The organism is Kitasatospora sp. NPDC058406, assembly GCF_042722765.1.
Classification (GTDB): Bacteria; Actinomycetota; Actinomycetes; order Streptomycetales; family Streptomycetaceae; genus Kitasatospora.
The window spans coordinates 12,582-35,692 of record NZ_JBHXKE010000081.1 but is presented as its reverse complement, the minus strand read 5'-3'; the positions used below and the strand labels follow the sequence as shown (position 1 = coordinate 35,692).

Here is a 23,111-nt window from a genome sequence, read left to right as displayed (position 1 = left end):
TTTTGGCACGCTGTTGAGTTCTCAAGGAACGGACACTTCCTTCAGGCGGCTTTCACACCGGCCCTCCGGGCGCTTCGTTCTTTCGTGTTTCCAGCTTACCAGACGTTTTCCGCTCCGTTTTCCGGAGTTTCACTCACCTGACTCGCTTTCGTACTTTCAGCTTATCAGACGCTTTCCGCTCCGCTTCCGACGCTTCCTTCGTCCAACTCGCTGGCGCCTTCTGCGGCTTGACGCCCCGTCCGACGTTTCAAACTCTAGCCGACCCCCGCTCCGAAAAGCGAACCCGGCTGCAATCCCCGAAAGCGAGCACGCCGAATACCCACCCAGGCAGGCCTGTACATGGCAGGCACGACCCAGGCCGAACCGGGAAGTGGTGTTCCGAAGGATTGGCCGCCCCGGGACCGTCCGCGCCGATGCGTGTCCGGTGCTCCCTGTCGAGCGACTGGGAGAACGTACTCCCATTCCGCTCCCGAAACAAATCGCCCCGCGCAGGCCGCACGGGTGTGCCCCTACTCCGCCCACCGTCCTGTCCGGAGGCGTCGCTCGGCCCGCCTCGCGCGGGGCCCAGCGTCCGGTGCCACGGCCGTCGGACCGCGGCACGGGGAGACCGGTGGGTCGCCCGGCCGGAAGGCACCGGCCGGGCGTCCCACGGAACCCGTGCCCCCGGAAATGGCCGGCGGACCGCGCCGCGGACCGCGGCGGCGTGGTGTCAGACGAGGGAAGGGGAGGCGTGGAACTGGCGGGTGAGGTAGTTGGACCAGGTCTGGTGGAAGGCGGTGGCGAGTCGGGAGTGCGGGGCGATGAGGTCGAAGGCGTGGTACGCGCCGGGGTAGAGGTGGAGTTCGACCGGGACGCCGTGGGCCCGCAGGCGGGCCGCGTAGTCGAGGTCCTCGTCGCGGAAGCAGTCGAGGTCGCCGACGGTGATGAAGGTGGGTGGCAGGGCGCCGAGGTCGGTGGTGCGCGCGGGGGCGGAGTAGGGGCAGACGTCGTCGGTGCCGGCGCGGTCGCCCAGGATCGCCTGCCAGGCGAGCACGTTGGTCGAGCGGTCCCAGATGCCGATGTCGGTGATCTCGTGGCTCGACGCGGTGCGGTTGCGGTCGTCGAGCATGGGATAGGTGAGTGACTGGAACAGGGGTGTCACGCCGCCGCGGTCGCGGATCAGCAGGGTCGTGGCCGCCGCGACGCCTCCGCCGCCGCTCTGGCCCGCGATGCCGATGCGGGCGCCGTCCAGGCCCAGGGCGTCCGCCTCGCGGCCGAGCCACTGGTAGGCGGTGAAGCCGTCCTCGGCGGCGCCGGGGGCGGGTGTCTCGGGGGCGAGCCGGTAGTCGACCACGGCGACGGCGCAGCCGACGCTCGCGCCGAGCCGGGTGAGCCACGGGTCGTCCTGGGCGGCGAAGCCGAGCACCTGTCCGCCGCCGTGGAACCAGAGCAGGACCGGAAGAGGTCCGGGCGCTCCGGTGGGGCGCAGAAGGCGGATCGGTACGTCGGGGCCGTCCGTCCGGCTCGCGAGGTGCGTCTCGACGGTCACCGACGGGTCGCCGGGTTGGGCGTCGGCGGCGGCCTCGGCCTGGGCGCGGAACGCCGCGCGCGTTGCGGCGAGGTCCGTCAGGTCGAACGCGCCGTTGGGGGTCATGGGGACCGCGTCGAGGGCCAGGCTCAGTTCCGGGTCCATCAGTTGACGGGATGCGGGCATGGTCGTTCCTGCTTTCGGGAGAGGCGTTTCAGGGGCGGAACGAGTCGATGACGACCACACCGGTGGGTCCGTAGGTCTCCAGGGACTCCAGGACCTCGCTCGCCTCGTGGAGGCCGACGGTGCGCGAGACGATGCGGCCGGGGGCGAGGCGGCCGGCGGCGATCATGTTCAGCATCGTGCCGAAGCGCTGGCCCTGCATGCCGAAGGCACTCAGGAACTCCAGTTCCTTGACCATCATGACGTCGACCGGCAGCGCGACGTCCCCCTGTTCCGCAGCGGTGGTGTGACCGAGCTGGAGGTGGCGGCCCCGGGTGCGCAGGGAGAGGACGGAGTTGCGGCAGGCGGCGGCGATGCCCACCGCGTCGACCGACACGTGCGCACCGCCGCCGGTGAGGGTCTTCACCGCTTCGGCGGGGTCGTCGGTCGCCGCGTTGACGGTGTGGACGGCGCCGAGTGCGCGTGCGGCGTCCAGCTTGTCTTCCCTGATGTCGATCGCGATGACGTTGGCGCCCGTCGCCGCGGCGATCTCGACCGTCGACAGTCCCATGCCGCCCCCGGCGCCGTACACCGCGACCCACTCGCCGCCGCGGACCCGCGCCTGGTCGACGACGCCGTGGAAGGCGGTCATGTAGCGGCAGGCCAGCGCGGCGACGTCGACGAAGTCGACGCCCTCCGGTACCTCGACCAGGTTGACGTCGGCGAAGCGGACCATGACGTACTCGGCGAAGGCGCCCCAGTAGGAGACCCCCGGTACGAGCGAGTCCACGTGCTCGCAGACGTGCTGGTTGCCGCTGCGACACATCTCGCACGCGCCCTCGCCGGGGTTCATCGGGAAGATGACGCGGTCTCCCTCCTTCCACCCCCGCACCTCGCGGCCGACCTCCACGACGGTGCCGGCGAACTCGTGGCCGAGGACGAACGGGGCCTCGACACGCGGTCCGCCCGTCCAGAACTCCCCCGCCCACAGGGCCCAGTCGGTCCGGCAGATCCCGTTCGCCCCGACGCGCACGATCGCGCCGTCCGGCGGGCAGGCGGGTTCCGGCACGTCGCGGATGACGAGCGGCTTGTGGAGTTCCTCGATGACTGCGGCGCGCATGGCGCGGCCTCCTCGTGCTGCGGGGGGGTGGCGGGAGCGGCGAGCAGCCGCCCAAAGTCCACCGGTTTAAGTGGTGGACTTGAAAGCTAGCCGCTTGCCCGGAATCGTGTCAACCACTTAAAGTGGTGGACATGGACGACAGGGACGACAAGGACGGCAGCCGCGAGGGGCGCCAGCGCGCCAAAGCCGACTTCCGCTTCGACGATGCGCGACTGTGCTTCGCCTTCGCGGGCACCCTGGCCGACCGCGGCACGGACGCGCCCTTCGAACGGCTGGCCCGGCCCGAGGACTTGAGCCGCTGGGCCGTCGAGAGCGACTGCACGACAGCGGCGCCGCCCTGCACCGAGGCCGACCTCGGCCGCGCCAGGCGGTTGCGTGAGGCGATCCAGCGGACCGGCCTCGCCCTGGCGGACTCCGCGCCGCCCTCGCCCGAGGACGTCGCGCTCGTCAACCGCGCCGCCGCCGAACCCCCCTCGACGCCCGAACTCGCCCCCGACGCGACCACCGTGCGCTGGCACGGCGACACGGTCGCGGCGGTGCTCTCGACGGTCGCCCGGGATCTGATCGCCCTCTGCGCGTCGGAGCACCGCACCCGCGTCCGCATCTGCGGGAACCCCGACTGCGGTGTCCCCTTCGTCGACACCTCGCGCGCGGGTGCCCGCCGCTGGTGCTCGATGAAGACCTGCGGCGCGCTCGTCAAGAAGCGCGCCTACCGGGCGAGGCTGCAGACACCCGCCGACGGCGCCCGGTAGCGCTTCGCGCCCCTACCGGGGCCGTTCACGACGCGCAGGGAGCCGGGCAGGTGGGTGCTGGGCCCGCCGGGGCGGTGCCGGCCCCGGCGTCGGCGACGAGGGTCTCCATGGTGAGCTGCCGGTTCCTCACCCTGGCGATCAGGAGGTTCACGTAGACCTCGGGCTGCTGTCGACATCGTTCGCGACTGCCGCGGCTCGACCCTCTCTTGTTTCCGGTGCAGTTGAGACACGGAGGAAGCCGGACCGCGGGGTGACGAGCACCGCTGCCGTGCGGCACCCGACAGGAGGACCGGCCGACGGGCCGGGGCTGCGACGCGCCGTGATGGTGTCACTCGTTGAGGTGACAGTGGACGTCGGGTCTGGCCATCGTGAGGGCGGGATTCCTAGGCTTGACATGCCTGATTCCTGACTGCTCGCCAGATCGACGCGTCCGGGAGGACGACCATGTCCGATCACGCACCCGAGCCCGCCGCGACCACCGGCCACCTGCCGTCCGCCGCTCCGGAAGCGGCGCTTGTCGTCCCGGCCCCCGCCGCTCCCCCGACTCCCCCGGCAGACTCCTCGCCCGTGCTGGCGCCGGCCGCACGGCACATACCCAAGGCCACCCTGGTGGCGCTGGACATCACGCCGCCGTCCAGCGGCCAGGCGCTGCTCAAGCACAGCTTCGCCTACCAACTGGCGCTGCGCCCGGGCGAGGTGGAGGCCGCCGCGCGGGCCGCCGGCCACCCGGCCGGAGCGCCGCTCACCCGACTTCTCGCCGGCTACGAGGAGGGCGCGGCGGAACCCCCGGGCCCGGCGCCGTTCGCCGGGGTTCCGGTCGACGAACTCGTCGCGTTCGGCCTCGCGGTCGCACGACTGCGCCGCGCCGGGAGCGGCGTGCAGGCCGGGGACGCACACGCCGACCGTGCCGTCGTCGCCGTCCAGAACCTGGTGTTCAACACCCGATCCAGCCGGCTGAGCATGCTCAACCTGGAGCGTCTGGAGATGGCGCCGGCGGGCATCCAGCGCGGTGAGCTGATCGCCACCGTCCCGCTGGCCCCGCTGGAGGAGACGGCCGTCACCCACAAGGAGTGGTCGGTCACCTCCCGGGAGTTCACCTCCATCGTGACGGACTCGCTGGAGAGCTACAGCGAGACGGGAGTCACCGACAACACCGAGCTCTCCCAGTCCACCGCCAGCCAGCAGCAACACTCCAACCAGTTCAACATCACCGGTACCGTGTCCGGCGGCATTCCTGTGATCAACGGCTCGGCCTCGTCCGGGTTCACCGCCCAGGACAGCTCCTCCACCTCCGCGTCGGAGAGCCGCAAGCACGCCTCCGGGCTGACCCAGAAGGCGTCCTCGCGGGCCAAGCAGGAGCACAAGGTCACCATCTCCACGCTGACCGTCACCGGCACCGAGGAGACCACCACCCGGACGCTGAAGAACCCGAGCCAGACGCAGGCCGTCCGGATCGACTACTTCAGCCTGCTGCGCACCTGGCGGGTCCGGCTCTACCGGTACGGCCTGCGGGCGGCCTACGACATCGTGGTCCCGGAGCCCTCTGCCGCGATCCGCAAGGACTACGTCGAGCTGGCCGCGCTGCGGGCCGCCCTCGGCCCCTTCGTCTTCGCCCTCCCGCACGACGACATCACCGACGACGTGCGCCCGGCGGACCAGGCGCCCGGACTTCCGCCGAATCGCAAGCACTACCGCTACCTCGGCGATCTGTACGGCGTGCAGGTGCCCGATCCGCCCGAGGCCACCAAGGAGGTATTCCCCAACGACACCGTGCCGGCCGGTGGCGGCTGGCACTTCTACCCGATGCGCTTTCGCATCGAGGACGGCTACGCCGTCTCCGCCGTGACGGCCGAGTTCCACCTCGGCATGCTCGACGACAACCCGCGGATGCACTACGGCGTGGAGGGCAGTGGCTTCGAGAAGGACTCCGGCGTGCCACTGCACGATGCCGTAGTGCTCAGCGACCCGCCGTACAACGCCTTCAAGGGCCGCACCGGCGAGCAGAACGTGCTGATCTTCCTCCATGACGTCGGGCCCGCCTGGGTGGGCCTGAAGATCACCACCGCCCGGACGCCCGAGTTGTTCTCGCGCTGGCAGTCGCAGGTGTGGACCATGCTGCACGACGCCGCGCAGACCAGGTACCTCGCCGAGCAGCAGGACATCGCCAACCGGATCGCCGCCCTGGAGGACCGCCTCGCCGGGGTCGACACCCTCACCCTGCGGCGTGAGGAGAGCGACGAGATCATGAAGTGCGTACTCCGCCATCTCCTGGGCACCGAGTACGAGTTCATGGCTCCCGGCGCGGTGCAGGCACTCCGCTCGGCGGGCGTGGACACCGCGCACGGCGCCGGTTTCGAACCGGGCGCGCTCAACCCTCCGGACGGCGCCTGGGCCAAGCTGAAGCGCCACGAGGACCTCGTCCGGTTCGTCAACCAGGCCGTGGAGTGGGAGAACGTGGTGACCTTCCTCTACTCCTACTTCTGGGACGCCCCCGACTCCTGGAACTTCATCCGCAACATCCGCCACCCCGACCCCACCCGGCAGGCCTTCCTGCGGGCCGGCGGCGCGCGCATCGTGCTGACCATCCGCAAGGGCTGGGAGGACGCCTGGGTGCGATTCTGCGAGGGCGGCTTCAAGGACGCCGACATTCCGTCCGACCACCCGTACCTGACCATCGCCCAGGAGATCGCCGCCTACGACGACCGCTACTACCCCGGCATCCCGCCGGCCAACCCGGGCCGTGGCGCCGTGCGGATCGAGGACACCGTGAGCACCGAGTGCGCGGCCGTCGTCGGGCCCAATCCGGTCAATCCCGGACTGCCGGTGACCATCCCGGTCGCCTCCAGCCGGGGCTTCACCCCCGGCGCGCTCGTCGTGATCGACTCCACCCGCCACCGCGACCTCCAGGAGAGCTGTACGGTCGTGGCGGTTCCCGACCCTGGCCGGCTCACGGTCGACCGGCTGCGACACCGGCACGACGGCACCGGCACGCCGTTTCCCGTCGTACAGCCAGGGGAGAAGGGCGAGCTGATCGCCGAGTGGAACGAGTACACCCCCTCCTCCGGAACCGACATCCAACTCAACACCAATCTCCCGCAGATGAGTTGAGCGGACGGAGGCCGTCATGGAAGTCGGGGTCAACTACCCCTGGATGCGCAATGACCCGATCACCGTCGGGCCCAACATCCACGAGAGGGGCAAGCCGCATCCGTGGCAGGGGGCCGGCTCCGACCTGGACCGGAACCTGGCCACGCTGCGCGGCCTCGGCGTCACCGTGGTACGGATGTGGCTGCTGGCACACGGCGTCAACTACGACGGCACCGTCTCCTGCGTCACCGCCCTCCGCGAGGCCAACCGCTGGCGGTTCGAACCGCCGCAACGGATTCACCAGAAGTTCCTCGACGACGTGGAGGAGCTTCTGGTGAAGTTCGAGAAGGCCGGCATGCGGATGGTGCCGGTCCTCCTCGACTACAGCTTCTTCGACGGTCCGGAGGCCCGGTCACTGCAGCATTTCGGCCCCGGGGCACCCACCCCCACCGACCTCAACTACGGCCGCGGCCGGCGGGCCGTCGCCGAGGACCCGAACTACCGGGCGACGTTCGTCAACGGCACGATCAAACCGCTGGTCGCGGCGATCGCGAAGCACCGCAAGGTCATCCACGCCGTGGATGTCGTCAACGAGCCCTACTGGTGCGTCAGCCCGCTCACGGGGGACCTCTTCGGCCCGGCCGTCCGGCAGGACGCACTCACCGCACTCATGAAGGACTGCGTCGCCGCCGTGGAGGCGGCCGGCCTGCCGTCCACCGTCGGGCACCGCTACTACCGGGACATCACCGATGTGTTCAGCAGCGTCAAGGTGAGCCGCCCGCAGTTCCACTACTACGCCTCCTTCCCGGGGCTGGACGCCCTGCCGGTCCTCTCCGGTCTGAGCGGCCCACGTCCGTTCCTCGGCGAGTTCGGCTGCATCACCAGCGATGAGCTGGACGCCATTCAGCGGGACGCCGCCGCCCGCGGCGACCGGGTCGTCCTCGAACAGATCGGGCCGATGCGCCGCACCCAGAACCTCTGGCCGGTTCTCCAGCAGTCCCGGAAGAGTCAGGCGCCGTACTCCGTCCTCACCGAACGTCTCGACTGGCTCGCCGACTTCGGCTACGAGCTGGCGCTGGTCTGGCCGAACGCCGTCCTCCCCGACCCCGGCCGCGAGGACCTCAAGTTCGACGCCCTGCGACGCAGCCAGATCGCGGAGTTCACCCGTCGCCGCCCCGGCTGAGACCGGCCCCGCGCCTCCGCGCCCCGGCCGGGTGGTGGCCTGGCCCGCCCTCCCGTGCAGCCGGGACGTCCACCGTCCGCCTCGACCGGCGGCATCGCCTCCGGCGGACGTGGTGATCGCGGTCCTCGGCTCCCCGGCGCCGGCCCTCGGCCGCGCGGCGGTGCTTGAGCCGATGTGATGCCACTGCGCGAACGTCGGCGAGGGCAGCTGCGAGCCGTACGGCACCCGATCCCGATCGGGCATCCGGGTCTCACGCGTTTCGGCACTCGACGACCCTGGCCGGCAGCAGCCTTCCGCCCGGGATCGGTGTTCACAACCTGATCCGATCATGTGAGATGACTACCTGTCAGATCCTTTCTGGCGTAGCGTTTTCGCCATGGGGCGGGAGGATCCTTGGCTGGCGCGCATCGAGGACACCCAGGGGCGCGTGCACGGTGCCGGGACGATGCTCGACGGCGAGTACGTGCTGACGTGTGCGCATGTGGTCGAGGAGGCCATCGACGCCGGGCGTGAAGCCGATCGCGAGGTCCGGGTCCGGATCGCCGGACGTCCCGACGACGCCTATCCGGCGACCGTTGTCGAGAGCTGCTGGCAGCCGCCGTTACCGGACCAGCGCGGGGATGTGGCGATCCTCGCCCTGCGGTCCGTGGTGCCGGGCGCGCCGCGCGCGAGGATCCGGCGGACCTGGCAGCACGACGAGATCGTGCGAATCTTCGGCTTCCCGGCGGGTACCGACAACGGCCAACTGGTCAATGCGAGGATCACCTCGTACGACTTCACCGGGGAGCGGGTCCAGCTCGACGCGGTACTGGAGCAGCGCGTCGACCGTGGGTTCAGCGGTGCGGCGGCACTCGCCGCGGACGGTCAGATCCTCGGCGTGATCGCGGTCGTCCGGGCACCGCTCGCCGAGAGCAGCTGGATGATCGCGGTCCGGACGCTGTACAGGTACGCGAGCGCGGTGCTCGACGGGCACCTGACGAGCCGGACCTCGCAGGTGCTGCCGGGCGACTGGCCGTCGCCGCAGGTCCCGGAGGTCCTGGACGACCCGGTGCAGCTCGCACTGACCCGGCACCTGGTCGGCTGGCTGGCGTCCGACGGGCCGGGCGGGGTCTGTGCGATCGGCGGTGGCGGCGCGGTCGCGCTGACGTCCCGGCTGGTGGGCCTGACGGTGCCGGGCTACCGTCGGGCGGCCCCCGACGAAACCGTGAGCGGCGCCCCGCCCGGCACCGTCCCGCAGCTGGGCGAGGTGGACGCCGCCGTCGACGCGACCGGGCGGACGACGGAGCAGGTCGCCCAGCAGCTCGCGAAGAGTCTGAGTCTGCTGACCGACCGTGTCACCGATGACCTCGCCCACCAGTTGGAGGAGTTGGGCTCACCGATAGTTGTCGTGGTCAACGCGGTCGACCTGGCGGCCGACCCCGGAGAGCTGTACTACCGGCTGCTGGAACCGATCGCCGCGCGGGCGTCGAGCATCGGCGTGCGCCTGCTGCTCGCCTACCACGGCGACCCTCCGCGCTATGTCCGCAGTGCGGTCGCGGCGAGCCTCGGGCAGCCCGCCGCGGCCGTCTCGCCGAGCGGTCGGCACGGCGGAGAGACAGAGCTCGGCGACCGACTCGGGCGGCTCGGCCGGTTGGTCGAGGAGGTCGACGCGGCCGAGCGCGACGCCCGGGCGTGCCGTGACTACGTCGCGCCGCGGATCCTCGGCGCACCGCCGCCACAGGTCGCCGGCGCGGCCGCGCTCGCGGTCCGTCTGCGGGTGCTGCGGGACACCGGCCCGGCCGCCGCCGGGTCCACCCTCCGGGGATGGCTGCTGGGGGAACTCGGCTCCTGCGAGGAGGCAGCCGCCCGGTCGCTGGTGCGGGCCCGGCGATTGAACGCCGAGTGCACGGCCCTGCTCGCCCGGCGGAACCGGGCCCGGGGGCGGCTGGACGCCTACCGTTCGGAGGCCGCGGCGCGCGGCCTGATCGAGGAACTGGGCGACTCGTACGAGGCGGCCCGGCGGCTGCTCTACAGCGGTGGATGCGACCTGCCGCTCGCCGAGCTCCGGGTCGAGGAGTACCACCGGGCCGTTCGGCGCGAGATCGACGGGAGGCAGGCATGAACCGGTGCAGCCGTCCTGGCTGTGGTGGCGAACTCGACGCGACCACCTACTGCCGGCGCTGCCTGCTTCCGCCGCCGGTGGCCGCGCCGACGGGCGGTGGTCGGCTGCCGGCCGCAAGCGGCACCGGGGAGCGGGCCCCGGGGCGGTCGGTTGCGGTGAGCACCAACCGCGGCACGGTGCCGTCCGCGCGCCCCGCAGAGCCCGTACAGCCGCCGCGCCCGTTCGGCGACGACCCCTGGTGGGGACTGGGCCTCGTCACACTGCCGACGATCGCCGGACCGGAGCCGAACCGCGCGGTCAGAGCCGCTCCGCGAATCCCGGAGGAGCGCAGGCTCTGCCCCGATCCCGCCTGCCGCCGCCCCGTGGGCACGGGTCTCGACGGCCAGCCGAGCCTGTTGGAGGGGCGCTGCCCGTACGACGGGACGGCCTACTCGTTCGTGCCGAGACTCAGCCGGGGCGACCTGCTGTCGGACCGCTACCGGGTCGAGGGCTGCATCGGGCACGGGGGCTTCGGCTGGGTCTACCTCGCCCACGACGAGCGCCTGAACAACCGTCCGGTGGCGCTCAAAGGCCTGATCGACGCGGCGGACCCCGCGCGGGTCGAGGAGGCCGCCGAGGAGAAGCGGTTCCTGATCGAGCTCAGACACGACGACATCGTCGACATCTACGACTTCGTGACACACGAGCCGGCAGGCGGGTCCCAGCACGGCTACCACGGCTACCTCGTGATGGAGTACGTACCCGGCTACTCCCTGGAGCGCCCGGAGCTGTTCGGCCGGCTGGAGACCGAGCAGGTCATCGGCTACGTCCTGCGCGTGCTCCGGGCGTTCCAGTACCTCCACGACAGCCGGTACCTGTTCTGCGACCTGAAGCCGAGCAACCTGATGGTGTACGGCTCCCGGATCAAGCTGATCGACCTCGGCGCGGTGCGCGAGGCCGGGGCAGTGGGCAGCGGAGCGTACTCGGAGGAGTACATGGCCCCGGAGCTGATGGTCACCGGGCCCACCGTCGCCACCGACCTCCACACGGTGGGCAGGACCCTGGAGTCGCTCTTCCGGTGGTACACCGCCGACCCGGACAGTGCCCGCTTCACCTCGCTGCGCCGGCTCATCAGCCGCGCCACCCATCACGATCCGCAGCTGCGCTTCGCCTCGGCAGCCGATCTGGCGGGCCAACTGAGCGGTGTGCTGCGCGAGTTGGTGTCCCACCGGGACAGTACCCAGTACACTGCGCCGTCACTGCTCTTCGCCCGCTCCACCACGCTGATCGACCCCGGGCTCGGGACGGTGCCGCCGCTCGACCGGTGGACGAGCACCGCGGCGCTGCGGGCGGCGGTCGAGGGCAGCTGCCGCCCGCTCGCCACCGCGCCGCCCACCCCGGTCATGGCGGCGGCCGGGCTGCCCGAGCCGCTGGTCGACGCCCGCGACTCCGCCGCCGGCTTCCTCCGGGCGTCGGTCAGCACCGATCCGGCGGTCGCCCTCTCCCAACTCGCCTCCTACGCCGATCCCGTCCCGGCCTCCGCCCGTGCTTCCTCGCCCGAGGTCGAGTTGCTGCGCTGCCGACTCCACCTGCGGCTCGACGACATCGGGGCGGCGCGCGCCGCGCTGGACCGGGCGAGGGGCCTGTTGCGGCCCGGGTGGCGGCTCAACTGGCACGAGGGGCTGACAGCCCTGGCCGAGCAGCAGTTCGGCGGCGCGGAGAAGATGTTCACCTCCTGCCACCAGATGCTGCCGGGCGAGCTCGCGCCGCAGCTCGCACTGGCACTGTGCGCCGAGTACCGAGCGGCGACCGAGGAGGAGCTCGACGCCGCATCGGCGGCCTACCTGGCGGTGTGGCGGACCGACAGCTGGCACGAGAGCGCCGCCTTCGGCCACGCCCGGACGAGGCTCCGGCGCGGCGACCGGGCCGGTGCCGTCTCGGCGTTGAGGCAGATACCCGACACCTCACCGCACCATCGGGCGGCGCGGATCGCCGCGCTGCGGATTCACACAGGGCGGCTCGGCGCGGGCCCCGGGGGCCTGCCCGACCGAACGGACCTCGCCGAGGCCGAACAGGTGCTGGCCACACTGCCGCTGGACGAACCCGAGCGGCGCCGGCTGGCCACCCTGATCCTGGAGGCCAGGCTCGACCGCCGGCGCACCCCGCGACCGGGCCGGACCCCCTCCGACGACGACGTCACGGAGCACGAGCTCCGGTCGGACCTGGAGAAGGAATATCGGGCGTTCGCCCACGGGGCACCGGACGCGAACCGCCACACCGTTCTCGTCGATCTGGCCAACGCCGTGAGGCCGGTCACCACGCAGTGAACCAGCAGTCCTGGACGGATCGTCAATCTTCCCCTACAGAAGAGGAATTGGCACATGGCCGAAGCACCGAGAGTCACCCTGGAGGCCAACTTCGACAAGTACCGTTCCCTGGACGAACGTGAGGTGCACGTCTACCTCAGCGTGGTCGCGAGCACCGCAGCCGACCGGCGGGCGAGCCCGCCGACCGATGCGCAGTTCGCCGAGGTCATCCTGCTGGACCAATCGGGGTCGATGAGCGATCCGCGCACCAAACTCCAACGTGCCAAGGAGGCGAGTTGCGCCGCCATCGACACCCTGCGCGAGGGAACCCGCTTCGCGGTGGTCGCCGGCACCCACCAGGCAACCATGATCTACCCTCGGGAGTCCTTCCTCGCCCCGGCGAACGCCGTCACCCGCGCGGAGGCGAAGCAGGCCGTCAACCGGATCGCCCCCGGCGCCCAGGGCACGGTCATCGGCGCCTGGCTCGACAAGGCCCGTGAACTGCTCGAGCCGCACGGCGATCTGATCTGCCACGCGCTCCTGCTCACCGACGGACGCAACGAGCACCAGGACCGGTCGGCGCGGTCGATGGAGACCGTGCTCGCCGACTGCCGTTCCGTGTTCACCTGCGACGCCCGCGGTATCGGCGCGGACTGGGAGCCCGCCGAACTGCGACGGATCGCCGAGGAGCTCCAGGGCACCGCGGACGCGGTGCCCGACCTGGCCGACCTGGCGCCCGACTTCCGCGCGCTGATCCGCGTCGCCATGGGCCGCACGCTGTCCGACCTGGCCCTGCGCGTGCGCTGCGCACCGGGAGTGTCGGTGTCCGTCCTCGAACAGGCCCACCCGGTGCTGGCCGACCTGGTCGGCCACCGCCTGCCGCTGGCCGGAACGGCGGCGGCCGACTACCCGACCGGCCCCTGGAGCAGCGAGGCACGCCGGTATGTCGCGACCTTCGCCGTGACCGGCGACCGGACGGTCGGCGCCGAGGCGGAGACCCTGGCTTCCATCGAAGTGGTCACCGGATCGATCGGCACCGAACTGGCCACACCCGTCAGCCCGGTGGAGGTGATCAGCGCGCGCTGGCTCGACCAGCCGGCCCCGGAGACCGTCCTCGGCGCCGATCGGCGCCGCCACGAGCGGGAGAAGGAGCTGTACGACCTCAGATGGCGCGGCGGGGCGCTGTTCCGCCAGGGGGACCGCCACGGGGCGCGCGATGCCTGGGGCCGGGCCGTGGCGCTCGCCACCGAGCTGCGCAACGAGGACGCGCTCCGGCGGCTGGGCAAGGTCGTCCGGGTCGAGGATGCCGTTCGCGGCATGGTCAGCCTGCTACCGGAGCTTGATCCGGACTACGTCCTGCAGGCCATGATGGGCACGGCCACCAGCACCTCGTACGGCCTCTCGCGCACCCCGACGACGCGGGCCGATCCGGCGCCCGGGTTCCCGTCGGCCCCGGGGCCCGACTGCCCGAGGTGCGGCCGGGTCGCGGTGGCCGGCGCACGGTACTGCGAGAACCTCGACTGCGACTACGAATTCACCGGCAGCTCACCGGTGACGGGCGGATGACGGCCCCGCCCGCGGTGGCGCCCGAACCGGTGGCGGACGAACCGGCGACGCCCTCCACGACCGCGCGCACCCTGCGCCGGCTCCGCGGGGCGCTGGTGGCGGGCAGCCTGCTGACCGGGGCGCTGTGCCTGGTGGTGTCCAGCCAGGCACACGGCGGAACCGACGCCGTCGGCGGGCGGGCCGCCCCTGCGGTACTCCGGGCCGAGGCCGCGTACGGCGCGCTCGCGGATGCCCAACGCGCGGCGGTGCACGGCTTCCGGCAGGGCACCGTGGTCCTCGGCGGACTCGGCGAGCAGTACCGGAACGACATCGCCGCGATCAACCAGAACCTGGCGGAACTGGCCGGGGACACCGTGGCGGGCGCGACGGTCACCAGCGATCTGCAACTCGTCGAGGGGCTCGTCGTCAACTACAATGCCGAGCTCGAACAGGCCGCCGCCGACTACCGGCAGACCGGTGAGCTCACCCGCGCCGTGCCGGCCCTGTGGTACGCGACCCTGCAGTACCGGGAGGTCTCGAACACGCTGAACCGGCTGCGGACGGAGGAGAACGCCGCGCTGGCCGACCGGCGCGGTTCGGTGTGGCTGGCGCGCACCGCAGATCTGCTGTTCCTGGTGCCGTTCGCGCTGGTGCTGGCGCTCTTCGCGCGGACACAGTCGGTGCTGCGCCGTCGGTTCCGGCGTCGGTTGAGCATCCGGTTGACGACTGCCGTGCTCGCCCTCACCGCGACGGCCCTGTTGTGCGGTCTGTCGCTCCACGTCTCGGACGGACGCCTGCGCTCGGCCCTGGACGGTCCGTTCGTCCGAGCCGTCACCCTGGCACAGGAGCAGGCGAGCCGGTCCGCCGCCGAGGCCGACGGGGACCTGTACGCCATCGTCACGCAGGCGTGCCCGGCCGCCGGGTCCTGCGGGACCCACCTGGCACCGCAGGCGTCCGGACCCGCGACCGCCGAGCCGGAGCGGACAGGTCACCACCAGGCCGAGGCCGAGGCCGCGTTCACCAGTGGTGCCACCGACGCGGAGGCCTACTCCTCCGTCCTCCTGGCACTTCTCGCGCTGCTGACCTCCGTCGCAGCCACGGCGGCCGCTCTCGCGCTGAATCCGCGCATCGACGAGTACCGGTTCGGAGGCCAGTGATGCGGCAGAGGCGACAGGCAGCTCTCCGGCTCCTTCTGGTCCTCACCCTGCTGGCGGCGTCGGCCGCCTGCCTCGGAGGCTCGTCCGGCCGGCGCGTCCTGGTCATCATGACACCCTGGACCGCCGAGGCCGAGCGGAACTCCTTCCAAGCAGTACTCACGGCCTTCAAGGCCGAGACCGGCATCACCGTCCACGCCTCCCCCACCCGGGCGCTCGACCAGGTACTGCGGGCCGCCGTACAGAAGCGCGAGGCACCGGACCTGGCTGTCATGGCGAACCCCGGGGCGCTGCGCTCCTACGCGCAGCAGGGCGACCTGGTCCGGCTGGACCGCTTCCAGGACAGGGCACTCGGCAGCGGACTCGTCGATCTGCTGAGGTCCGACTACGGCCCCCCGTGGTCCCGCGCCGGGGAGGCCGTGAACGGCGATCCGTACGCGGTCATGGTCAAAGCCTCCGTCAAGAGCCTCATCTGGTACGCACCCCAGCGGCTCGCCACCCAGCCGCCCGACAGCTGGGCCGGCTTGGTGGGCGTCGGCCGGTCGATGGTCCAGCGGGGCGACACGCCCTGGTGCCTGGCCCTGGCCGACCCGCCCAACTCGGGGTGGCCGGGCACCGACTGGATCGAGGACATCCTGCTGCACCAGTCGGGTGCCGACCTCTACACGGACTGGGTCGACGGCAATCTCGACTGGACATCGCCGCAGGTCAGAGAGGCCTGGCAGGCATGGGGCCAGATCTTCACCGCACAGGGCTCGATCCACGGCGGCCCGCTGACCGCGCTCCTGACCGGCTACGGCGAGGGGGCCTATCCGCTCTTCACCGCATCGCCCGGCTGCTACTTCGAGCACGGCGCGCCCGTCACCCCGGACCCCACCGCAGTGACCAAACCCCTCCCGGGAAAGGACTACGACTTCGTCCCGTTCCCCGAGTTCCGGCCGACGCCGACGCCGGCGTACGAGGTGTCGGGAGATCTCGTCGCGATGTTCCACGACTCGCCCGAGGCGGAGCGGTTCATGGCCTTCCTCGCGAGCCCGCAGGCCCAGCAGATCTGGCCGGGCCTGCAGCCGGAGTCGGCTTTCTCCGCCAACCGCGCCGTCGCCACGCGGCTGGCGTCCGGTCACGCCACCGGCAGCGTCGCCCGCCGGATCGACGAGTTGCTGACCTCGTCCGCCATCCTCTGCTTCGACGCCTCGGACAGCATGCCCAGCAGCATGGCGGCCGCGTTCAACCGCGCGGTGCTCGACTATCTGAACGACCCGACCCGACTGCCGACGATCCTCGCCGGGCTGGACAAGGTCCGGGCCGACGCCTATCCGCAGTCGACGCAGAGCTCCGTCTGCGCACACTCATCCCCGGGCCAGGAGGCCAAGTGACAACACGTACCGAATTCGCCCTCGCGTCCGGCGGGACGCTGGTGGTCGAGAGCGAGGACACCGGCACAGGCGTCGCGCCTGCCGGCCGGGGAACTCTGGAGCGAGCGGGCGCCACGGTGCGGGACTCGCTGCACACCGTGGTCAACACGGCATCCGACGTGATCGAAGCGTTCCGTGCCCTGCCACGCCGGCCCGACGAGATCGAGGTCGGGTTCGGCGTCAAGCTGGACGGCAGCGTCGGCGTGATCCTGGCGGGCGGCACCGCCGGCGTCCACTTCAACGTGACGCTCCGCTGGTCCCCCGAGGAACCCGCCGCCGAGGCCGACGAGGAGGAGTGACCGCAGCTGCCCGGTGCGAGCCGCAGGCCCCGGCCCCGCGACTCGCACCAGGCAGCGCGCGGCCACGGCGGGACGCGTCCGAGCAGGCGGCCGGCGGTCTCCACGACGAGCCCTGCCCCGGCCACGCCCGCTCGCGCGGTGCATCGCCCCCTCGGTGAGCCCGACTATCCCGCCCGCCGGGCCCGGTGGGCCGCGATCAGATCGCGGTACCAGGCGTAGGACGCCTTTGGCGTGCGCTGCTGGGTCTCGAAGTCGACGTGGACGAGGCCGAAGCGCTGGTGGTAGCCCTCGGCCCACTCGTAGTTGTCGAGGAGGGACCACGTGTAGTAGCCGCGGACGTCGACGCCCTGGGCGACAGCGGCGGCGAGGGCGTCGAGGTGGCCGGCGAGGTAGTCGATGCGGAAGGTGTCGTCGAGCTCCTCGGTGGTGGAGCAGCCGTTCTCGGTGATGGTGACGGGCGGGAGGGCGGCGCCGTAGCGGTCGCGGAGGCCGGTGAGGAGTTCGCGCAGGCCGTCGGGGACGACGGGCCAGTCGAAGGCGGTGCGGGGGACGCCCTCGATCGGGGCTTCGGCGAAGGGGAGGCCGGGCTCGGTGGGGGCGGCGATGCGGGTGGCGTTGTAGTAGTTGACGCCGAGGCCGTCGAGCGGGGTGGCGGTGATGAGCTTCAGGTCGCCGTCGTGGACGCTGCCGCCGAGGTCGGGGCCGACGCCGTAGGCGGAGAGGTCGGGGTAGCGGCCGAGGAGGAGGGGGTCGGTGAACAGGCGGTTGTGGAGGACGTCGTAGGCCTGTGCGGCGGCGAGGTCGGCGTCGGCGGACGAGGCGGGCCACACGGGGGTGAGGTTGTTGGCGACCAGGACGTCCAGGCCGCGTTCGCGCAGCGCGGCGGCGGCCAGGCCGTGGGCGAGGAGCTGGTGGTGGGCCACCGGCAGGGCGTCGAGCATCAGGGCACGGCCGGGGGCGTGGATGCCGAGGGCGTAGCCGTAGACCATGTGCACAAAGGGCTCGTTGAGGGTGATCCAGGCGGGGACGCGGTCCCCCAGGCGGTCGGCGACGATCGCGGTGTACTCGGCGAAGCGGTACGCGGTGTCGCGGTTCAGCCAGCCGCCCGCGTCTTCCAGGGTCTGCGGGAGGTCCCAGTGGAAGAGGGTGGGCAGCGGGGTGATGCCGGCGGGGAGCAGGGCGTCCACCAGGCGGTCGTAGAAGTCGAGGCCGGCGGGGTTCACCGCGCCCTCGCCGGTGGGCCGGATGCGGGGCCAGGCGACGGAGAAGCGGTAGCCGTCCAGCCCGAGGCCCTTCATCAGGGCGATGTCCTCGGGGTAGCGGTGGTAGTGGTCGCAGGCCACCGCCCCGGTGTGGCCGTCGCGGACGGAGCCGGGGCGGGCGGCGAACGTGTCCCAGACGGAGGGCCCCCGGCCGTCCTCGTCCACCGCCCCCTCGATCTGGTGGGCGGCGGTGGAGGCTCCCCAGCGGAAGCCCGCCGGGAGGTCGAGTCGGTGCGGCATGGCCGGACTCCCTGCTCACGTGGCGGTGAACGCCCATGGACGAACATGAGGGATACTCATGTTAATGGTCGGCGGCCGAAACGCCAGACGCGTCCGACGGGCGGCCGGCGACGTCGGGGGTGGGCGTCCGGCCGGTTGGGGTAGGAGGGGCAGGAAGTGGACGAACCGATCCGACCGCGGAGACGTCCGCCCACTCCGGGGAACGGTCACCGAACAGAGGAGGACACGATCGTGGAGACCTTCACAGGGCGCCCGGGCCGTCGTGCAGTGCTGGCCCTCGGTGCGGGCGCGGCGCTCACGGCGGCGATGCCGGCGGGCGGGGCGGCGCACGCCTCGGGCGGCGGCCCGCCGAGCGGCGACGCGGCGATCAGGAGGCTGGCCGACCTCGAACGGCAGCACGACGCCCGCCTGGGCGTGTTCGCGCAGGACACCGTCACCGGCAGGGCCGTCGGCTACCGGGCCGACGAGCTCTTCCCGATCTGCTCGGTGCACAAGACGCTCACCGCCGCCGCGATCCTCAGGGACCTCGACCGGGACGGCGAGTTCCTCGCCCGGCGGATCCGGTACACCGCGAAGGACGTCACGGACGCGGGGTACGCCCCGATCACGGGCAGGCCCGAGCACCTCGCGAACGGCATGACCGTCGCGGAGTTGTGTGCCGCCGCCATCGCCCACAGCGACAACGCCGCCGACAACCTCCTGCTCCGCGAGCTCGGCGGACCTTCGGCGATCACCCGCTTCTCCCGGTCCCTCGGCGACGGCGTGACGCGGCTCGACCGGTGGGAGCCCGAGCTGAACTCCGCCGAACCGGGGCGGCCGACGGACACCACCAGCCCGGCCGCCATCGGACGCAGCCACCGGGAACTGGTGCTCGGGGGCGCCCTCCTCCCGCAGGACCGACGGCGGCTGACCGCGTGGCTGCGCGCCAACACCACCGGCGCCGCCCGCCTCCGCGCCGGACTCCCCGAGGGCTGGTCCCTCGCGGACAAGACCGGCACCGGCGGCTACGGCACCACCAACGACGTGGGCGTCGCCCGGACACCGGACGGGGCGCACGTCGTCCTGGCCGTCCTGTCCACCAAGCGGGACGCCGCCGCGCCGGCGGACGAACCACTGGTCGCGCGGGCCGCCGCCGTACTGGCGGCAGCCCTCCGGAGTCCACGGGAAGCCATGGCCTGACGCGGCGTCATATTCGTTCCGCGCCACGACCGGAGCCTGCGTCACCCCGGGCCTCAGGAGCCGCACCCGAACCGGTACGTCTGCGCACTCCCGCACGGCGGCGAAGCCCTCTACGCTGTGCGGCATGCCTCTGTTCCGACGGGCCAAGAAGTCCGGCGACCTCGGTAACTCCCCTGTGCCTCCTTGGTGTTCCTGGCTCGGCCCGGCCGAGTGGCAGGCGTTCCAGGACGTACTGGCCGACATCTTCCTCGACGGCAGCGACTCCGGTCCGCCGATGAACTTCGGCGACCGGCAGCACCTGCGGCTCGGCGCAGCCGACGAACCGGGCATCGCGCTCGACCTCGCCGAGATCGCCCGGCTCGTCAGCGACCTGCCCCACGACCAGTGGCGCAGCGCCACCGTCGACTACCTCAACGGGCAGCTCTCCCTGCGCGACCGCCGCGAAGCCCTCTACCGGGCGGGCTTCGACGAGGTGCGCCACCTGCTCATGCCCAGGCTGGTCCGCGCCGACACGGTCGGCGACCACCACGGGTTGGCGCTCTCCCTCACCGGCGACCTGGCGGCCGTCCTCGTGCTGCGCTTCGCCGACAACCTGTCGGCCGCGGTGCCCCCGGCCCAGTTCGAGTCCTGGAACCTCGGCGCGGAGGAGGTGTGGGACGCCGCTCTGGGGAACCTGCGCACCCACCCGGTCGACCTCGACGACGACGGCAAGCCGAACCCCATGGTGTCCGTGGAGGGTGAGAGCGGCTTCACCTGCACCCACGTCCTGCGCGCGCCCGAGCTGCTGACCCGGCCCGCGCCCCTCGGCGTCCTCGCCATGGTCCCCCACGAGGAGTTCCTCTTCCTCCAGGCCGTGGACGGCACCGACCTCCGTATCCAGCTGATCGCCTTCTCGATGGTGATCCGGCAGAACTGGGACGGCGCCTCCGCCGAGCACCGGTTGTCCCCGGACATCCTGTGGGTGCACGAAGGCGAGATCGAGACGGTGACCGTCGAACCCGCCCCTCCCGGCAGCAACCAGCCGGGCGTCATCAGCGGCTCCGAGCGCTTCATCGCGCTGCTCTCCTCGATCCACCCGCCGGACCAGTATCCGGCGGCCTGACCGGCCGGCACGGCCACAGTCACCGGCACCGACACCGGCACCGGCCGGGTCCCCACAGCGTGCGCCCGGACAGGCACGGGCACGCGGGGCGCCGGGCGATGGGGACGGCCGCCGTGAAGGTCGGCCCTACGGCGCGCCGAGTCCGGGCACCGCGTGCACGCTGGGCCAGACGGTGAACACCTCGTCGGTGCCGGTGACCGCCAACAGCCGTTGCATCTGCGGGCCGGGCCCGGCGAGGACGAGTCTGGTCCCCGCCTCCTCGGCCTCCTGGCGGATCCGGAGGAGCGCGTTGAGGCAGGCGGAGTCGACGAAGGTGAGCGGGGCGAGGTCGACGACCAGCAGCACCGGACCGGCCGCCACAGCGCTCGACAGCGTCTCGTCGAGCACGTGCCGGCTCTCGTGGTCCACCTCGCCCTCGATCCGGCAGACAAGCGTCTTGACGGCGTGCTCGCTGGTGGTGACCCTCAGGCGCGCGCCACCCGCGCCCCCGGCGTCGGAGTGAGAGGCGGTCGGGCCGGACATCCGGGCTTCCTTCCGGCAGGGGAAGCGGTACGTCTCCGATCATCCCTCCGCCGCCCCCGGACCGGCCACCCCGACGGCGGCGGGGCGGTGGCGGAACGGCGGCCGGCGGTGACGGAACGGCGGCGGGCGGCGCCCGGGAGGGGGGCGGGAGGGGGAGGTACCGGCGCGAAGACGGGCGGCCGAACAGGGTTCCGGGCGCGCGCCCCACGTCCGCGCGGGTGATTGGCCCGACGTGCGCCGGATGCGGCACAGTGGCCCCATGAGCGCGGACACGAGGAGTCACCAGGCCCCCGGGCGGACCGGTGCCGGCCGGCGGCGGCCGGTGCAGCAGCGCAGCCAGGAACGGTACGAGCGGATCCTCGACGCCTGCGCCGCCCTGCTCGACGAGGCCGGTGCCGCCGCGCTCACCACCAAGGAGGTGGCCCAGCGGGCCCAGGTGCCGATCGGCACGCTCTACCAGTTCTTCGCGGGCAAGGAGGACCTGCTGGCCGCGCTGGCCGGCCGGAACCTCGATCACTACCTGCACCGCCTCGACACCCGGCTGCGGTCCGGGGCGCCCACCGGGACGGCCGGGTTCACCGACCTGGCGGTCGAGGAGTTCGTCGCGATGAAGCGGAGCGTGCCGGGCTTCGGCCAGGTGGACTTCGGGCTGGCCGGGGCGGCGGGGCCGACCGGCGTCCACGACGACCGGCATCTGCTGGACGCCGAGCTGGACAACAACGGCGCCGTCGCGCTGCGCCTCCAGGCGCTCGGTGGCGAGCTGTTCGCCACGACCGACCCGGCGGCACTGACGCTCGGACTGCGCGTGGCGCTGGAGGCGGCGGACGCGGTGCTCAAGCTGGCCTTCCGCGGCGACCCGGAGGGCGATCCGGCGTTGATCGCCGAGTGCAAGCGGCTGGTCCGCTGCTACCTCGCCGAACACCTCGGCCCGCGCTGAGCGGCCGGTCTCCGGGCCGGACCCGCCGGCGGCGACCGGGGGCACCTCCCGGCAGCGTCTCCCTGCGTCGGCGCCCGGAAGCGGCCCCGGCGTCGGCCCGGAGACGACCCCGGGCCGCGGTGCGCCGTTGCGGGCGGGCCACCCCCGCAGCACAGTGGAAGGCAGAACGGCCGCCCGTGCGGCCACCGCTACCCGAGGAGCAAGACCATGCACGCAGCGGTAGGTGACCAGCTCCACGTCCACAGCCGAGCGGTGGGTATGGTCGACCAGAAGGGCGAGATCGTCGAAGTGCGCGGTCAGGACGGCCAGCCGCCGTACATGGTCCGCTTCGAGGACGGTCACACCGGCCTGATCTACCCCGGCCCCGACTGCAACATCGAACCCCGCAAGGCGATCCACTGATCCCAGCGGCCGCCGCCCCGCGCCGCAGCGGCCCGGGGCGGTGAGTCGTGCCGTTCGCGTTCCCTCCCGCACCGCTCACCGGGGCGGCGACCACGACCGCCCTCGCGGCGGCCGACCCGGCGTTGCCCGGGCCGCTCGCGGCTCTCGCACCGCTGCTGGAGCAGTACGGCTACCCGGCGGTGGCGCTATTCGTGCTGCTCGACAACTGCGGAATCCCGGCGCCGGGCCAGACCATCCTCGTGCTGGCCTCCGTCTACGCCGGCACCGGGCACCTGAGCTTCGCCGCCGTGGTGGCGATCGCCTTCGCCGCGGCGGTGGTCGGCAACAGCCTGGGTCATCTGATCGGCGCCACCGGCGGACGCGCCTTCGTCCACCGGTGGGGACCGTACGTGTTGCTCACACCGGCGCGGATGGCGCGGGCGGACGGCTTCTTCGCGCGGCACGGCGGCAAGGTGGTCACGGTCGCCCGGTTCATCGACGGGCTGCGGCAGACCAACGGCATCATCGCCGGCACCACCGGGATGCCGTGGCGCCGGTTCCAGCCGTTCAACGTCCTGGGGGCCGCGCTCTGGGTGGGCGTCTGGTCCGCCTTCGGCTACCTGGCCGGCGCCAACATCGGGGCGGTGTACCGGACGGCGGTGCGGTACCAGCTCTGGTTGCTGGCCGGGTTCGGCCTGCTCGTCGCCGCGCTCGTGCTGCACCGGCTGCTCCGTCGACGGGGTCGCCGGGGGCGGAGCGATGACGACGACGCCGACGACGACGGGGGCGATGTCGGCGACGGCTCCGCACACCCCGAACACTCGGAGGACTGACCGGCCGCTCCGCGGCGCGACCGGTCCCGGCGGGCCTTCCCGTCC

18 protein-coding genes are annotated in these 23,111 nt (G+C 72.4%); 14 read left to right on the top strand and 4 right to left on the bottom strand.

Annotation, left to right across the window (positions count from 1 at the left end; translation table 11 throughout):
• Window positions 1–709: 709 nt before the first annotated feature.
• On the bottom strand, window positions 710–1,693 hold the full coding sequence (locus tag ACFWOG_RS18005) for an alpha/beta hydrolase (RefSeq protein WP_380359557.1): 984 nt from the start codon (window positions 1,691–1,693) through the stop codon (window positions 710–712).
• Between the two features lie 28 nt (window positions 1,694–1,721).
• Window positions 1,722–2,789 (bottom strand): alcohol dehydrogenase catalytic domain-containing protein, encoded by a 1,068-nt coding sequence (locus ACFWOG_RS18000; protein ID WP_380359555.1) that lies wholly within the window; start codon window positions 2,787–2,789, stop codon window positions 1,722–1,724.
• 131 nt (window positions 2,790–2,920) lie between these two features.
• Between ACFWOG_RS18000 and ACFWOG_RS17995 the strand changes: the two genes are divergently transcribed.
• The 9 genes from ACFWOG_RS17995 to ACFWOG_RS17955 all read left to right on the top strand — a co-directional run bounded on the left by ACFWOG_RS17995 (window position 2,921) and on the right by ACFWOG_RS17955 (window position 16,610).
• Window positions 2,921–3,541 carry a CGNR zinc finger domain-containing protein gene (locus tag ACFWOG_RS17995; RefSeq protein WP_380359554.1) on the top strand — a complete coding sequence of 207 codons (621 nt, stop codon included), beginning with the start codon at window positions 2,921–2,923 and terminating at the stop codon, window positions 3,539–3,541.
• A gap of 444 nt (window positions 3,542–3,985) precedes the next feature.
• On the top strand, window positions 3,986–6,649 hold the full coding sequence (locus ACFWOG_RS17990) for a hypothetical protein (RefSeq protein WP_380359552.1): 2,664 nt from the start codon (window positions 3,986–3,988) through the stop codon (window positions 6,647–6,649).
• 16 nt (window positions 6,650–6,665) lie between these two features.
• Complete coding sequence (locus tag ACFWOG_RS17985; protein WP_380359550.1) at window positions 6,666–7,811, top strand: hypothetical protein; 1,146 nt, start codon at window positions 6,666–6,668, stop codon at window positions 7,809–7,811.
• A 376-nt stretch (window positions 7,812–8,187) separates the two neighbouring features.
• Window positions 8,188–9,912: a trypsin-like peptidase domain-containing protein gene (locus ACFWOG_RS17980; protein ID WP_380359548.1), complete on the top strand. Its 1,725-nt coding sequence runs from the start codon at window positions 8,188–8,190 to the stop codon at window positions 9,910–9,912.
• Between the two features lie 155 nt (window positions 9,913–10,067).
• The gene (locus tag ACFWOG_RS17975; protein ID WP_380359546.1) at window positions 10,068–12,218 is read left to right on the top strand and encodes a tetratricopeptide repeat protein; all 2,151 of its coding nucleotides are present in this window, start codon (window positions 10,068–10,070) and stop codon (window positions 12,216–12,218) included.
• Window positions 12,219–12,272: 54 nt separating this feature from the next.
• A complete protein-coding gene (locus ACFWOG_RS17970) occupies window positions 12,273–13,763 on the top strand; it encodes a VWA domain-containing protein (RefSeq protein WP_380359544.1) in 1,491 nt (496 codons plus the stop codon).
• On the top strand, window positions 13,760–14,899 hold the full coding sequence (locus tag ACFWOG_RS17965) for a hypothetical protein (protein ID WP_380359543.1): 1,140 nt from the start codon (window positions 13,760–13,762) through the stop codon (window positions 14,897–14,899). The genes ACFWOG_RS17970 and ACFWOG_RS17965 overlap by 4 nt, the downstream gene beginning before the upstream one ends.
• Window positions 14,899–16,272, top strand: a complete 1,374-nt coding sequence (locus ACFWOG_RS17960; protein WP_380359541.1) for an ABC transporter substrate-binding protein — start codon at window positions 14,899–14,901, stop codon at window positions 16,270–16,272. The genes ACFWOG_RS17965 and ACFWOG_RS17960 overlap by 1 nt, the downstream gene beginning before the upstream one ends.
• Window positions 16,269–16,610 carry a CU044_2847 family protein gene (locus ACFWOG_RS17955; protein ID WP_380359539.1) on the top strand — a complete coding sequence of 114 codons (342 nt, stop codon included), beginning with the start codon at window positions 16,269–16,271 and terminating at the stop codon, window positions 16,608–16,610. The genes ACFWOG_RS17960 and ACFWOG_RS17955 overlap by 4 nt, the downstream gene beginning before the upstream one ends.
• Window positions 16,611–16,774: 164 nt before the next feature.
• On the opposite strand, the gene ACFWOG_RS17950 is transcribed toward ACFWOG_RS17955, so the two are convergent.
• Window positions 16,775–18,112 (bottom strand): GH1 family beta-glucosidase, encoded by a 1,338-nt coding sequence (locus ACFWOG_RS17950; protein ID WP_380359537.1) that lies wholly within the window; start codon window positions 18,110–18,112, stop codon window positions 16,775–16,777.
• Window positions 18,113–18,343: 231 nt separating this feature from the next.
• Between ACFWOG_RS17950 and bla the strand changes: the two genes are divergently transcribed.
• Both bla and ACFWOG_RS17940 read left to right on the top strand, forming a co-directional pair.
• Entirely contained in the window at window positions 18,344–19,291 is a 948-nt protein-coding gene (bla, locus tag ACFWOG_RS17945; RefSeq protein WP_380359535.1) for a class A beta-lactamase, read from the top strand.
• A gap of 124 nt (window positions 19,292–19,415) precedes the next feature.
• Window positions 19,416–20,393, top strand: coding sequence for a hypothetical protein (locus tag ACFWOG_RS17940; RefSeq protein ID WP_329947767.1), 978 nt, complete (start codon window positions 19,416–19,418; stop codon window positions 20,391–20,393).
• Window positions 20,394–20,519: 126 nt separating this feature from the next.
• Here the strand turns inward: ACFWOG_RS17940 and ACFWOG_RS17935 are convergent, their stop codons facing one another.
• A complete protein-coding gene (locus tag ACFWOG_RS17935; protein ID WP_380359533.1) occupies window positions 20,520–20,915 on the bottom strand; it encodes an STAS domain-containing protein in 396 nt (131 codons plus the stop codon).
• 259 nt (window positions 20,916–21,174) lie between these two features.
• Between ACFWOG_RS17935 and ACFWOG_RS17930 the strand changes: the two genes are divergently transcribed.
• From ACFWOG_RS17930 to ACFWOG_RS17920, 3 genes are all read left to right on the top strand, one after another.
• A complete protein-coding gene (locus ACFWOG_RS17930) occupies window positions 21,175–21,852 on the top strand; it encodes a TetR/AcrR family transcriptional regulator (RefSeq protein WP_380359531.1) in 678 nt (225 codons plus the stop codon).
• Window positions 21,853–22,059: 207 nt separating this feature from the next.
• Window positions 22,060–22,254: a DUF1918 domain-containing protein gene (locus ACFWOG_RS17925; RefSeq protein ID WP_329885046.1), complete on the top strand. Its 195-nt coding sequence runs from the start codon at window positions 22,060–22,062 to the stop codon at window positions 22,252–22,254.
• Between the two features lie 47 nt (window positions 22,255–22,301).
• Window positions 22,302–23,066 carry a DedA family protein gene (locus ACFWOG_RS17920; protein ID WP_380359529.1) on the top strand — a complete coding sequence of 255 codons (765 nt, stop codon included), beginning with the start codon at window positions 22,302–22,304 and terminating at the stop codon, window positions 23,064–23,066.
• Window positions 23,067–23,111 lie beyond the last annotated feature (45 nt).

Excerpts from the sequence above, each read along its gene's own strand:
- ACFWOG_RS17925 (WP_329885046.1), top strand. The coding sequence starts at position 22,060 with ATGCACGCAGCGGTAGGTGACCAGCTCCACGTCCACAGCCGAGCGGTG.
- ACFWOG_RS17935 (WP_380359533.1), bottom strand. The coding sequence starts at position 20,915 with ATGTCCGGCCCGACCGCCTCTCACTCCGACGCCGGGGGCGCGGGTGGC.
- ACFWOG_RS17965 (WP_380359543.1), top strand. The coding sequence starts at position 13,760 with ATGACGGCCCCGCCCGCGGTGGCGCCCGAACCGGTGGCGGACGAACCG.
- ACFWOG_RS17940 (WP_329947767.1), top strand. The coding sequence starts at position 19,416 with ATGCCTCTGTTCCGACGGGCCAAGAAGTCCGGCGACCTCGGTAACTCC.
- ACFWOG_RS17930 (WP_380359531.1), top strand. The coding sequence starts at position 21,175 with ATGAGCGCGGACACGAGGAGTCACCAGGCCCCCGGGCGGACCGGTGCC.
- ACFWOG_RS17990 (WP_380359552.1), top strand. The coding sequence starts at position 3,986 with ATGTCCGATCACGCACCCGAGCCCGCCGCGACCACCGGCCACCTGCCG.
- ACFWOG_RS17985 (WP_380359550.1), top strand. The coding sequence starts at position 6,666 with ATGGAAGTCGGGGTCAACTACCCCTGGATGCGCAATGACCCGATCACC.
- ACFWOG_RS17980 (WP_380359548.1), top strand. The coding sequence starts at position 8,188 with ATGGGGCGGGAGGATCCTTGGCTGGCGCGCATCGAGGACACCCAGGGG.
- ACFWOG_RS18000 (WP_380359555.1), bottom strand. The coding sequence starts at position 2,789 with ATGCGCGCCGCAGTCATCGAGGAACTCCACAAGCCGCTCGTCATCCGC.
- ACFWOG_RS17950 (WP_380359537.1), bottom strand. The coding sequence starts at position 18,112 with ATGCCGCACCGACTCGACCTCCCGGCGGGCTTCCGCTGGGGAGCCTCC.
- ACFWOG_RS17960 (WP_380359541.1), top strand. The coding sequence starts at position 14,899 with ATGCGGCAGAGGCGACAGGCAGCTCTCCGGCTCCTTCTGGTCCTCACC.
- ACFWOG_RS17995 (WP_380359554.1), top strand. The coding sequence starts at position 2,921 with ATGGACGACAGGGACGACAAGGACGGCAGCCGCGAGGGGCGCCAGCGC.
- ACFWOG_RS17970 (WP_380359544.1), top strand. The coding sequence starts at position 12,273 with ATGGCCGAAGCACCGAGAGTCACCCTGGAGGCCAACTTCGACAAGTAC.
- ACFWOG_RS18005 (WP_380359557.1), bottom strand. The coding sequence starts at position 1,693 with ATGCCCGCATCCCGTCAACTGATGGACCCGGAACTGAGCCTGGCCCTC.